The 12031-nt window shown below is 52.1% G+C and carries 17 protein-coding genes; 9 read left to right on the top strand and 8 right to left on the bottom strand.

All coding sequences use genetic code 11. The annotated features are described in order from the left end of the window. Positions 1-104: 104 nt before the first annotated feature. The 5 genes from SV7mr_RS09470 (at position 105) to SV7mr_RS09455 (ending at position 2377) form a co-directional block, all read left to right on the top strand. A complete protein-coding gene (locus SV7mr_RS09470) occupies positions 105-608 on the top strand; it encodes a hypothetical protein (protein WP_419188319.1) in 504 nt (167 codons plus the stop codon). Between the two features lie 49 nt (positions 609-657). Next, on the top strand, positions 658-1254 hold the full coding sequence (locus SV7mr_RS09465) for a hypothetical protein (RefSeq protein ID WP_145271398.1): 597 nt from the start codon (positions 658-660) through the stop codon (positions 1252-1254). Between the two features lie 121 nt (positions 1255-1375). After that, positions 1376-1546, top strand: a complete 171-nt coding sequence (locus SV7mr_RS25255; protein ID WP_419188318.1) for a hypothetical protein — start codon at positions 1376-1378, stop codon at positions 1544-1546. A 10-nt stretch (positions 1547-1556) separates the two neighbouring features. Next, positions 1557-1874, top strand: a complete 318-nt coding sequence (locus SV7mr_RS09460) for a hypothetical protein (RefSeq protein WP_145271395.1) — start codon at positions 1557-1559, stop codon at positions 1872-1874. After that, complete coding sequence (locus SV7mr_RS09455; protein ID WP_419188317.1) at positions 1871-2377, top strand: hypothetical protein; 507 nt, start codon at positions 1871-1873, stop codon at positions 2375-2377. Before SV7mr_RS09460 ends, SV7mr_RS09455 begins: the two co-directional genes overlap by 4 nt. Before the next feature lie 412 nt (positions 2378-2789). On the opposite strand, the gene SV7mr_RS09450 is transcribed toward SV7mr_RS09455, so the two are convergent. From SV7mr_RS09450 to SV7mr_RS09430, 5 genes are read right to left on the bottom strand one after another with little or no spacing between them, the layout of a single operon-like run. Beyond that, entirely contained in the window at positions 2790-3257 is a 468-nt protein-coding gene (locus SV7mr_RS09450; RefSeq protein WP_145271391.1) for a macro domain-containing protein, read from the bottom strand. Then, a complete protein-coding gene (locus tag SV7mr_RS09445; RefSeq protein WP_145271389.1) occupies positions 3257-3733 on the bottom strand; it encodes a DinB family protein in 477 nt (158 codons plus the stop codon). Before SV7mr_RS09445 ends, SV7mr_RS09450 begins: the two co-directional genes overlap by 1 nt. Before the next feature lie 10 nt (positions 3734-3743). Then, positions 3744-4553 carry an MBL fold metallo-hydrolase gene (locus tag SV7mr_RS09440; RefSeq protein ID WP_145271387.1) on the bottom strand — a complete coding sequence of 270 codons (810 nt, stop codon included), beginning with the start codon at positions 4551-4553 and terminating at the stop codon, positions 3744-3746. 26 nt (positions 4554-4579) lie between these two features. Beyond that, entirely contained in the window at positions 4580-5521 is a 942-nt protein-coding gene (locus tag SV7mr_RS09435; protein WP_145271385.1) for a coiled-coil domain-containing protein, read from the bottom strand. A 19-nt stretch (positions 5522-5540) separates the two neighbouring features. Then, positions 5541-6395, bottom strand: coding sequence for an endonuclease/exonuclease/phosphatase family protein (locus SV7mr_RS09430; protein ID WP_145271383.1), 855 nt, complete (start codon positions 6393-6395; stop codon positions 5541-5543). Positions 6396-6471: 76 nt separating this feature from the next. On the opposite strand from SV7mr_RS09430, the gene SV7mr_RS09425 reads away from it, so the two are divergent. From SV7mr_RS09425 to SV7mr_RS09410, 4 genes are all read left to right on the top strand, one after another. Beyond that, complete coding sequence (locus SV7mr_RS09425) at positions 6472-7104, top strand: DsbA family oxidoreductase (protein WP_145271381.1); 633 nt, start codon at positions 6472-6474, stop codon at positions 7102-7104. Next, positions 7101-7478 (top strand): DoxX family protein, encoded by a 378-nt coding sequence (locus SV7mr_RS09420; RefSeq protein ID WP_145271379.1) that lies wholly within the window; start codon positions 7101-7103, stop codon positions 7476-7478. Before SV7mr_RS09425 ends, SV7mr_RS09420 begins: the two co-directional genes overlap by 4 nt. A gap of 25 nt (positions 7479-7503) precedes the next feature. Beyond that, entirely contained in the window at positions 7504-8151 is a 648-nt protein-coding gene (locus SV7mr_RS09415) for a DUF2625 family protein (protein ID WP_145271377.1), read from the top strand. A 75-nt stretch (positions 8152-8226) separates the two neighbouring features. Then, a complete protein-coding gene (locus SV7mr_RS09410) occupies positions 8227-8907 on the top strand; it encodes a carboxylesterase family protein (RefSeq protein WP_145278254.1) in 681 nt (226 codons plus the stop codon). Here SV7mr_RS09410 and SV7mr_RS09405 read toward each other — a convergent pair. From SV7mr_RS09405 to SV7mr_RS09395, 3 genes are read right to left on the bottom strand one after another with little or no spacing between them, the layout of a single operon-like run. Further along, positions 8904-9473: a sugar O-acetyltransferase gene (locus SV7mr_RS09405; protein WP_145271375.1), complete on the bottom strand. Its 570-nt coding sequence runs from the start codon at positions 9471-9473 to the stop codon at positions 8904-8906. The genes SV7mr_RS09410 and SV7mr_RS09405 overlap by 4 nt on opposite strands. A 38-nt stretch (positions 9474-9511) precedes the next feature. Continuing rightward, positions 9512-11365 carry a glycerophosphodiester phosphodiesterase family protein gene (locus SV7mr_RS09400; protein ID WP_145271373.1) on the bottom strand — a complete coding sequence of 618 codons (1854 nt, stop codon included), beginning with the start codon at positions 11363-11365 and terminating at the stop codon, positions 9512-9514. Beyond that, complete coding sequence (locus tag SV7mr_RS09395) at positions 11365-12015, bottom strand: hypothetical protein (RefSeq protein WP_145271371.1); 651 nt, start codon at positions 12013-12015, stop codon at positions 11365-11367. The genes SV7mr_RS09400 and SV7mr_RS09395 overlap by 1 nt, the downstream gene beginning before the upstream one ends. Positions 12016-12031: the final 16 nt, after the last annotated feature.

The raw sequence follows: 12031 nt of genomic DNA, 5'->3' as shown, positions 1-12031 counted from the left end.
CTGGCGTCAACGAATCGTCAGCCACCTTCGCAATGATTTGTGCATCGTGATCGAAAGTTGATCACGGACTGATTCAGACCTTACTAATCATGCGGAGAACCATAATGCTACATCTTCCAATCGAAAACACTTACTTGGAGAAACTTACCACTGGCGTCCAATGTCGAATCAACGGCGAACCTGTCACCGTCACGAGCGATGGCGAGTTCATCTACTACAAACACAACCGCTGCAAGATCATCGACACTCGTGACGACGGCACCCTAACCACATTCTGCTGTGCCTCGGATGGACAAGACTCTGACGAGTGTGAGGTCATTCATCCCGATCTGGTGTGTCGCATTAAACAGTCGCTCTATGAGCAGGACCAACTGTGCGAGAAAACCGTTGAGATGTACAAGCGAGAAATCGAAGCGGGCGAGGAACTGCCACCGATTGTCTTGGCAGACATTGATGGTGAGACCGTGATTGTTGACGGACTGCACCGAGTCAAAGCAATACAAGAGTGCGGAGTGACCCATATCAAAGGTCACTACAGAGTCAGTCTTCCTGCCGAGCAACTGTCGAAGCTTCGGAAGGACTTGAACCAGCACCATTTGAACAACTGACATCAGACACTAGCCACTAAAAACTGAAACTAAGAATTGGAGAATCAAAATGGGAATCACGATCCACTACAGTCTGAAGACTGACGAGCAAACAGAAGAAGAAGTTCGCAAGATCATTCACAACCTTCGAGAACAGGCTCTTGAGCTTGATCTAGTTAGCGTAAGCGACATTATTGAACTTACGGGTGAAGAGTGCGATCTAAGCACCTGCGACAAAGCGAATCGGACTTTGGTTACGCATGCTCGACTCGACATTTCAGGTGAAGATGAAGTCGAACTTTTGGCTCCCGCAAAGATCATTGGTTTCGTTGCCAACCCAGGTATAGGTTCTGAGGCATGCCATATGGCTCTTTGCAAGCGGGCAAACGGTGAATGGAACTTCCATGTCTTTTGCAAGACTCAATATGCGTCAGACGCAGGACATGGGGGCGTTGCCAATTTCTTGAAGTCCCACACTTCGGCAATCAAGTTGCTGGATTTGGCAAGTACAGCAGGGCTTGAAGTCACCGTCAGAGATGAATGTGGGTACTGGCAGCATCGTGACGAGGCAATCCTCAAAGAGTCACTGGAGACGATGAACAAACACATCGAAACAGTGGTCGAACGATTGAGCGAAGGCGATGGAAATTTGCTTCGCCTTAACTGACCAGCACGCTTTGCTGGTTGCGACGTTGAGCACGGTGCTCGGTCGCCTGGGATGCCGGTGCATCCTTTCCCAAGTTCATTTCCGAGTGCTTGCATGCGCTCGAAACAAGGAAGTTCCACCAATGAAGACGAAGCGAAAGAAGGCTGCGGAGAAAGATCGTCAAAAAGCTAGGAACCCCTTCGCCAACAACAAACCTCGAAAGTTTGACTTTGCTCGAAACTGGCGTCGAAGGATCGTTCCTTTGTTGGACGACTTGGCCGTCAAGCGATGTTTAGACTTTGGAATGATGTGATATTTCACTGATGGAAGAACGGGAAGACGGCTGGAAAACAAGAGCGTGGCTGTATCGTCACCATAACGGTCACCCCGACGATGTTATGACCGAATTAGACCAAGCACTGAAGCGAGCGTGGAAAAGGGTAGGTCGAATCGACAGCGAGATGCTTGCTGCGGCCATGATCGCAGAGTCCATCGACGATGACGGTGTGCCTCAACTCGTCCCATGTCACGTTCGACACGGCGACCTCGAATTTCGGAACGAAGTTCGTCTGGATCAACGAGGTCCAGCGAGCATTGAATGCTGCGAGACTGGCGACCGCCACGAGTTTTTCCTCAATTGAATTTGGCAATGGAGGCCAATATGAAAACTAGAACGAATTGCCCCGACTGCGGTGTTGAACCGGGTCAGCCCCATATCAACGAATGTGACGTGGAACTTTGTTCAAGCTGTGGTTTGCAACGAATCACTTGCGATTGCCAAGGTCATGTTCCTTTGAAATCGGTTTGGACTGGGGAGTGGCCTAAGCCAAAATCTGAGCTTGGTGAGGAACAATTTTTTGTCAACTACACCAGTATTCATGTTGGATGCGGTCAGTACGACCCAGTAACTCAGTTGCAGCTTGCTGATGAAAACACCCCGAATGATGAAATCATGAGCTTCCAAGAAGCAGCGGAACACCTGCTGTCGGAGCGATGGGATGAACTCGACGATTTGAATGAAGAACGACGAGTTGTGTTGGCAGACATCAGGGCGCTGAAAGAAGCTGCGACCTTCAAGCATTACGAAGAGCTTAGGCAAATGTATTCCGGAAGTGGCTATTCGATGACTGACTTGGAAGTATGAGCGGTAAAATGAATATTCCACAGATTCTCCCGAATCCATCGAATCGGTACTGGAGTGCGAAAGAAGTTGACTGCGAAGTTGTCACGGTGGTCGGTAGGATCGACTGTGAGAACTCCTTGTGATGGGTGGTGATGGGTTCTTCAGCGTCAGAAATTTCGACGATCTTGATGAGTTTGAATGTCATTACATTGGCGATTGAGTGCTTTCCGATGTAGTTGACGGTTCACAGGCCCACCTGCCGCCGCTGGCGGCAGGTGGGCTTTCCAATTCGAGTCCTACCTGACGAAACGTGTTACAAAGTTTCTTTCTCAACAATTCTGTTGAAAAAGCTGAGCGGCTTCCATTTTGAAGGGACTCCCGTGCATGTTCACTGGAGCAGTTTCCTTTTATGCGGAAACGGTTTCGGAGACTACTACCGTTTCTTGAAAACCACGACTGTCACTTCCACCGGTGATTCCAAGCTCTGCAATTCATCCAGCATGATCGCTGTCGCCTTCTCCTGATCGAAGCCACCAGAACCCGCACCGATCAATGGAAAGGCGATGGAATCGAATCCTTCTTCGTCGGCGATCTGGATCGCAGAGCGAACAGAACCACGGATCGACTGTTCAGATGCCTGCCAAAACATGTTGATCCCGGCGACGTGGATGATGCCCTTGAACGGTAGCTTGCCAGCCGAGGTCACGACTGCTGATCCCAACGGCATTGCCCGGTGCTTCGCCAACTCCTTGAACGGGCCAGTGCCGCCCCGTTTCTTGATCGCACCGGAAACACCTTGAGGAAGCAGGAGCCACCACGGGACAATGTTCCGATTCCAAGCGTTCACGATCACATCAACGTCTTGGTTTAGGAGATCGCCTTCGACGACGGAGACATTCATCAATCCTCCCACGCACCCAGACATTGCCGAAGAAACACTAACTGCCCAAGGTGGTAGGCGTTGTGATCAGCCACGAGCAATGCCTCCCGCAGAATTGTTTGGCCGTCACCGTGGGGAATCCGAGCATAAAGGTCCGTCTCTGGATCGGAGATCATATCGATCATGGACTGTAAGTCATCCCGAAAAGCTTGGATGCTGTTATCCCATGCTTCGGAGCTTGGTGGGCCATCGTCTTTCGGCCAGTATCCATCTGGGAAGTCAGGCGAAACATGATCTGGATCACGAGCGAACTCCAGAATATCCCACTGGCAAATTCGCAGGTGCTCAAGCAGACGCCACGGCGTGTGCGAGACACGTTCGACCCTTTTACCACGAAACTCCTCGGGCAGATCGGCAATGGCCTTCTCGAAATCAAGATGAGCACCGCCGCCTTTGAGTAGGTACAAGACGTGCTCCCGAAGTGATTGATCTGACATGACTTGGTCCTTACTCCTCTTGAATCGCACGAATATACCGCTCAGCCGATCTCTGAACCGCCGCCTTCGCATCTTTGCAGACCACTTTACCCCACCAAGCGCCGTAAACCCGGTCGAACTCGAACGGCTCAACAGCATCCACGACTCTCCGCACAGCAGAAGCCGAGAGCGGGATCAGATTTGGATACGAGTACATGAAGCTGACCCATCGCCGGTCCTGTACAACTTGCAAGATGTCGCCGCTCAGGATCACTCCTTTGCCGTCAGCACCGTCAGGCCAATGAAGCACTGTGCCACCGTCGAAATGTCCGCCGCAGCGGATCAAAGTGAGACCGTTGCCGATGTCCTTCGTTTCGCCGTCCCAGAATTCGACAGCCGCATCTGGCCGCATGACCCACTGACGGTCAGCCGCATGAAGATAAATCGGACAGTCAAACGTGCGAGCCCACTCAACCATACTCGTGTAGTAGTGCGGATGACTAATGGCGATGGCCGAGATCCCGCCGATCCCCCGGATCATCTCGATAAGGCCGTCATCGATCAGCGGGATGCAGTCCCAGAGCACGTTGCCTTCTGGGTGAGTGATCAGCATCGCCCGCTGACCGATGGCGAAGCTCGGTTCCATCCCGATCCCGTAAAGCCCGAGTTCTTCGAGTCTGACGACATTCCAGTGTGACTGTCGTAGACCGTCGAGTGTCGTCCACTGCTGGCCATCCCAGCCGACGTATTGCCGCTCATCAGTACAAATTTTGCATTCGCTGGGTGGCTCGTCGGTCTCGGCAAATTGATTGCCGCAGGTTTTACAGATGAAGTTTGGCATCGAGATCTTTCTGGCGTATCAGTTTTCTAGGCTTCCTCGATGAACTGTCGGTGCTCGCTTTCGATCTGCTGGATCTCTTGCTCGACTTCAGTGAGCTTTCTGCGGCAATCACCCAAAGCCAACGCAACCTTGCGAATGGCAACATCGCAGGCACTAGAAGCCTTTTGAACTTTCGATTGAACGATCCAGTCGGCGATCAGTCCATCGAAAAAGAAATCAGCAAAGGTTGAAAATCCACCGATCTCTTCCAAAGAAAGATGCAGCCGCTGGTCAGCATCAGCAAGTTCCTCTTGAAATCGTCGCAAGCGTCGTTGGGCGACTTGCGCCTGTCTTTTGGCAGAATCGATTTTTGAATGCTTCGCCCATGTGGAGATCGTGCCACCACCGATCAAGTCCCATGTGCCCCAGTTTTCGGCGGAACGAAGTTCGGAACGTACCTGTTCAAGCGACCGCTCAGCAGTCCTACCTGCTTCGACCGCCTCGCAAAGCTCTTTTCGGTCTGCTTCAAGATCTGACAAGCGCTCGGTAAATTCGAGAAGGGTCTTAGCACGGTGATCACCGGTCTGGGCTAAGAATTGCTCTTTCTCTTTTATCAGTGCGAGGTATTCACTCTCAGCATCTTGAAACGAGTCCAATTCCGCAACGAGTCTTTCAACCTCATTTTCGGCATCGCCGACCGCTTGTGAGCATTCTTCGTGCTTCAGCTTTGCGGCAAGATATTCTTGACGTTCCGTTTCGAGCCGCTCATCTTTGGTGCCGAGGATGGAATAGAACAACCCGGTGAGGCTGAGGCCCTCCAGCTTATCTACGTCAGCTTTTTCACTGGAAAGAATCTGATCGTGCCGACTGCAATTCCTTTGCTCTTGTTTGAGAATTTTTTGCGATTCACGCAGCATCGAGTCGAGCTTTTGTTTTCTTCGAGATCGCTCCTTTGCCCGAGTAAGGCGATTATTTATGTCATTCAGCACGCTGGTCTCCCGTTGATTTCTATTCAAACACTGCCAACTGGGGCAAGTGATCGCTCAATGCAAACGATTCTTTGTCGTTGATGTTCAGGCGAAACGCTCCTTCAAACAACGGCCTCGATTCAATCACTCGCTCGGCAATTGGACCAGCAGCCATGACGTAATCGATTCGCCACTTGGGAATGTCGGCCTTGATTGTTGGACCGTCGCCCTTGCCGACCTTGGCAAATGTGTCCACCCAGCCAGCATCAATCCAAAGTTTGTACTCTTCGGTGTCGGGGCCGTGGTTGAGATCGCCGATCAAGAGCATTGACTTCCCAGCTTTCAGATCCGGCTCCATCGATTCGATCATCGCCCGAATTTCTTTCAATCGGATTGTCGGATCGGCGGTCGGATAAAGATGGGCGGAATGAACGATGAGTGGATTACCATTCGGAAGTTTGACCGTGCCCCGGCCCCAGTGCCGTGTGAACAATTCTTTGGGCCGTTGCCCCTTCATCGGGGCATTCTGAGATTCAATGATCTCAAACTTGCTCAACAGCGTGCCCGGCCAATTGCCTCCGCTGGGGAATCGGACGTGGTTCATTCCCAGCAGTTCCGCAACTTCCTTGGTTAGTTCTTCGCTGGGTGATTCCGAGAAGTTAATGATGTCTGGTTCGTACAAAGCCAGTTCCATCGCCAACCGCTTTGCCATCTGACCTTTGGCGACAGCCTGCTTCGCTCGTGGACGATTGTTTGGCCAGCCTGTGCATTTGTAAATGTTGTAGGCGATGACTCGAAGCGGCTTGGTCGGCTGTTCATCAGCGAACAGGTTGGAGTTGGCTGCGGCAAGTCCGGCTCCCAGTGATCCGCAGAATTGTCGGCGTGAAATCGTCATTGCTTCTCCAAGGTTATCATCGGCAATTCTAACACGTTAAACTGCACCGACATTTATCGTTGAACAAGGAGCCTTGATGAATCTCACCGTCGATGTGATCTCTGATGTCATCTGCCCTTGGTGCTACATCGGCAAACGACGGCTGGAGAAGGCGATTGCTGCCGTTGATGGTCAGCACGACGTACAAGTTCACTGGCATCCGTTTCAACTCAACCCGACGATGCCGAAAGAGGGTATCAGTCGAAAAGAATATCGCACGAGAAAGTTCGGAAGTTGGGAGCGATCACTGGAACTGGATGCCAAAGTAGTTGCTGTCGGTGAATCCGAAGGAATCTATTTTGCCTTCGATAAGACTGAAAGGACAGCAAACACAGTTGATGCTCACCGGCTCATCTGGCTTGCCAATCAGGATGATTGTCAGGATGCGGTTGTTGAGGCACTGTTCCGAGCTTATTTCACTGAAGGACAAGACATCGGCAATCAGCAAACGCTTATTGACGTGACTGCTGAAGCCGGACTGGAACGGCAAGCTGCCGAAGCCATGCTGAACAGCGATGATGGATTGGATGTCATCTCCAACGGCAGAGAAATATCTCAGCGGCATCACGTTGATGGCGTCCCATTCTTCATCATCAACAATGCGGTCACATTGCCTGGTGCCCAGACCCCGGAGATCTTTCTCGATGCGTTCAAACAGGTCAATAAATGAAACGCATCAAACCGATCTCGAAATACCTACTGGCGATCTTCATGATCGTGGCTGGCACGATGCACTTCGTGAACCCCGAATTCTTCCTGAAGATTGTGCCGCCATATCTTCCACTTCATAAAGAACTGGTGCTGGTCAGCGGCGTTTGTGAGATTCTTCTGGGTGTCCTGCTGCTGATTCCAAAGTTGTCTCATTTGGCGGCGTGGGGAATCATCGCCCTCTTAATTGCCGTGTTTCCCGCCAATATCTACTTGTTCCAGAATCAGGATTTGATGCCAGCATCTCCTCTTGTTCACATATTGAGACTTCCTTTGCAAGGAGTCTTTATTCTGTGGGCTTGTTGGCACACGAAGGCAGTTGAAGAGAAAACGTAGACGTGGATCTGAAGGATCGCATTGGGTGAAGACACTTAAAGAACTCATCGACAAAGATGCACCCGGTATCGATCTGATCCTTGAATGGACGAGATCGGCAACGAACTACTTTGAGATACTTCCACCATCATCCCAGTGCGATGAAGTGCTCGTGGAAACTCAAGTTACTACACGTTCGCCGTTGGGCGCTGTAGCTCATGAAACGGGCGGCATTTTGATCGACCATGGCTGGCTTCGCTTTCTAGGCTCAGGGCATCCAAGACTTTCACGAACATTGTCTGGCTGGAATCAAGGCAAGTCCAATGGACTTCATCTCATTGCTGATGATGCGGCGGGTGGTTTCTTCGCTCTCAATGGCGGAGCATTTGATGAAGAAGTTGGAGCGGTCTATTTCTGGTCGCCAGACGATCTGGAATGGGAGCCGATGGAGTTCGGTTACTCGGACTTCTTGTATTGGGCTTTGACGGGAGACTTGTCTGAGTTCTACGTCGGGATGCGTTGGGAAACGTGGAAGTCGGATGTTCTCGAACTGTCCGGTGATCGCTGCTTCACTTTCTATCCGTTCTTGTGGACGACTGAAGGTTCTGCTGAGTCCAGTCACCGTGGGGACGTTCCGGTCGCTGAGGCATTTTCTCTGAAATGTGATATCGTGAGACAACTGAGAAGATCGTAACAGCGAAAATAGACTCCCAAGCACTGGACTAACACAAAAATGAAAAGTCAAATCACACTACTCTTTGTGGTAGCAATGCTACCAGCATTGGTTTTCGCCGATGACTCCCGCCAAACTTCACAGCGATTAGACACAACCGTCAAAGTTGAGATGAACTACCTGTTGTCTTTGCCCAAGGGCTATGACAAGCAGGACTCGTGGCCGTTGGTCTTGTTTCTACATGGGGCTGGAGAACGAGGCGATGATCTTGAATTGGTGAAGAAGCATGGTCCACCGAAACTGATTGGCGAAGGCAAAGACTTTCCGCTTGTTGTTGTGTCGCCGCAGTGCCCCAAGGATGTTTGGTGGGAGCCGATTGAACTGACAGCGTTACTCGATCAGGTCATCAAAACTCACAAAGTCGATGAGGATCGCATCTATGTTACCGGTCTGAGCATGGGAGGTTTCGGAACATGGCGACTAGCGGCATTCACGCCAGATCGCTTTGCAGCCATTGCTCCGATTTGCGGCGGTGGAGAAAAATACTGGGCACGTCGCTTTCCACATTTGCCCACATGGGCTTTTCATGGAGCCAAAGATACTGGCGTCCCTCTCGAACGCTCACAGGAAATGATTGACGCAATGAAAGAAGAAGGCGGTGAGCCGAAGCTGACCGTGTATCCCGAGGCCGGACACGACTCTTGGACCGAGACCTACAAAAACCCCAAGTTCTACGAGTGGTTGTTGGCGCAGAAACGCAAACCCGTTGAGGATTAGGCACGATCACTCTCGACAACCTGTCGAATTATGCGGCATGGATTTCCGGCAGCAACGACACCATCTGGGATGTCCTTGGTGACTACGCTTCCGGCACCGATCACGGTCTTTGAACCGATCCTCACGCCGGGAAGAATGATAGCCCCACCTCCAACCCAGACATCGGAACCGATGGAAACAGGTTTGCCGAACTCCTGAGTGCGGCGAAGTTCAGCGTCCATGGGATGAGTGCCCGTGTAAATCTGTACGGCTGGACCAAAGAATGTGAAGTCGCCGATCTTCACTTCGCACACATCAAGAACCACACAGTTGAAATTGAAGTACACCCGCTCGCCAAGATAGATGTTGCTTCCATAATCGCAGTAGAAGGGCGGTTGCATCCAGACAGAATCTCCACCGCCGCCCAACAACTCTGACACGATTCGGCGTCGAACGGCCTGCTCACGCTCACCAGTCGCATTCAGGTCGTGGCACAGATCCCGTGCTCGCTCTCTGGCTTCCACTAATTCTGGGTCGAGGGCATCGTAAAGCTCTCCCGCCAACATCTTCTCTTTTTCTGTCATCATCGGGTGGATATCCCATGCCATGATTTCCGGTTGTCGGGTTACTGCTCCGACTTCAACAAGAGAAGCAGGCGAGGGTGATCTGTATAGATTCGTTCGACACCAGCGGCAAGCAGCCGCTTCATGGTGGCCCGGTCATTCACAGTCCATGCGCCGACCTCGATCCCTGCGGCATTGATCTTCTGCACCTTTTCGGTTGTGACGCCTTCATGTTGCACGACCAAAGCCTCGAAGCCATGCTTCTTGGCGATGGCAATGTCGGCATCGATGTTTGTGTCTTTGCCTCGGTCCCAGAACACGGGGATGTCAAGTGCAAGCCGTTTCACCTCGGTCATGTACTCAAGATTCCCGTCGTTGAATCCGACCCATCGCTCGGCTTTCATCTCTTTGAGTAACACCTCAGCATCGGCCACGCAGTCCATCTTGGGCTGGATGGATACTCGGGTGCGGTCCTGCTTCATGACCAACCGCAGAACATCTTTCAGCAGCGGAATTCGCTGTGGCGGACATTCTGCCACGGTCTTGCCGGTTCGTTGCCGAAAATCGGTGGCGACATCAACCTCTGCCAGTTCTTCGTATACGGCTTCTGCAACGACAATATCCTGATCTCCGACACGATTTGTCGTCCGATCATGTGTGACGACAAGCTGGCCATCCTTGGTGCGAAAGATGTCGAGTTCGATCCAGTCGGCTCCAACATCAATCCCGCTTTGGAATGCGGGCATCGTGTTCTCGGGATACTCGCCCGAATTGCCCCGATGTGCGGTGACGCCATTTGCAAGTAAAGCATGTCCAAGAACCTGACTGCGTTTCTTCTGAAACAACTCCAGCCAACTTAATGTGAGAGCCTCCGGGATCGTCTTTGCTGGGCGTATCTCGTCCGGTGTCTTGCCCCAGTAGAAGCCAATCCAGCCAGTAGCAAATGGACGTGATGCGTCGATAAATTCTTCCAGTTCGTCGGCACCGCATTTCAGGACGAAGGTTTCTTCAATGACGACCGGCTTGCCTACTGCCGCAAATCCTCTCACGGTCTCAATGGCATCAGCCACCTTCCCCTTTTCGGGATAGATGTGCATTGCGATAAAGTCGAGGTCGGCGGCGATCTTGTCAGGGACGAACCCAGAAGTCAGACCGGGCCGATCCAGACTCCACGGGACGAGGCCCACTGTTATGAGATGCCGTTTATCGTGCTTGCGGATCGCCATGACTAGGTTACGAATCCAATTCCGGGCAACGTCTGGCCGGTTCCTGTTTTTCCGGTCCAAAGCGATGAACTGCACGAAGTGCTTATCACCGAATCCCGGCCCGAGCCAATCGTCACGCTTCTTGTCTCCACCGGGAACAACCGGTTCGTTCATAAGGTCGTAGCAGAAGATGGCTGGACTGTCGGCGCATGTCTTGGCGACGGCTTCCCAGAAGACGGCCTGCGCTGCCCAGCGATCCTGCTCGGGCAGTTTGTCGTACCATTCCGGTACGTCCTGTTTGTGGTAGCAGCCGAGCCCGGTGAGATCGATGTACAACTCCGTTTGTTCGGCCAATCTCACGAGCCGGGCAAGTTGACTAAGAGAATGCTGCCGTGGTTCGGTCGGACTCTCCATGAACGTGCCGAACTGAAGATGAATGCGGACCACATTGGCCCCAAGCTCTTTCATCTCCCGAAATGCTGATTCAACCGTGGGCCATTTGTCGTCCCAATAGTCTTCGAGGAGTTGCCCGTCGCCTTCATGATCGTAGTTGAATCCCCATGGAATGAATGGTCTCCCCGAATCGCCAAGTACGAAGCCCCTGCCATCTTCCGAGACTCGGGCCCATTCCAAATCTGTCGCTGAGCTACGTACCGATGGTACGCAAGCAATGAGCGCAACAAAGGCAAGGGACTTCCACAGCGGGGACATTACCGCTTCTCCCTGAGTTCATTCACTTCATCACGCAGTCGCCCAACCTCGTGCCGAATCTCGTCCAGTTGTTTCATGATCGCATGGATCGGATCGCCGTCGTGATGGCGATGATGCTCGTGTAATTCTCGCTCTGTGGCCTCCGCTCTTTCTGCGACATGTTCTGCGATGTCGTGCAATCCAGCATGGTTGAGGTGCTCGACAGCGATCCGCATGTGTTCCAAACGGCGGGCAATATCTTCGGGCGAACTATCGTGTTCGTGGTGCTCATCATGGGAAATCTCATGTAATTCTCGTTCGACTCTTTCAGCTTCACGGCGAACGTCGCCAAGTCGTTCTTCCTTGCCGCCGATCCGGTCCAGTTCCCTCTCTTCCAATCGCAGCCTCTCCAGCCGTTCTTCCATTTCACGAATATCGGCTTCACGTTGATTCGGACGGTGACGCTCCAGATGTTCGGCTTCTTCGAGCAAAGCCATAGATTTGCGCTCAAGGTTCTCGGCTTCTTCTTTGTACCCACGTTCGGCGAGTTCGGCAGCTTCCCGCTGCATCGCTTTAGCCTTCGCTCGAATCCCTTCCGACTCCGAGGCCCAGACGAACGCTGTAACGGCAAAAAATGCGACGATTGTTGCAACGATTTTGATGTGTGTCATGTGGTTCCCTTTTGAA

Source organism: Stieleria bergensis (assembly GCA_007745635.1).
In the GTDB taxonomy this organism is placed as follows: Bacteria; Planctomycetota; Planctomycetia; order Pirellulales; family Pirellulaceae; genus Stieleria; species Stieleria bergensis.
This window is presented reverse-complemented; position numbering and strand designations above follow the sequence as displayed.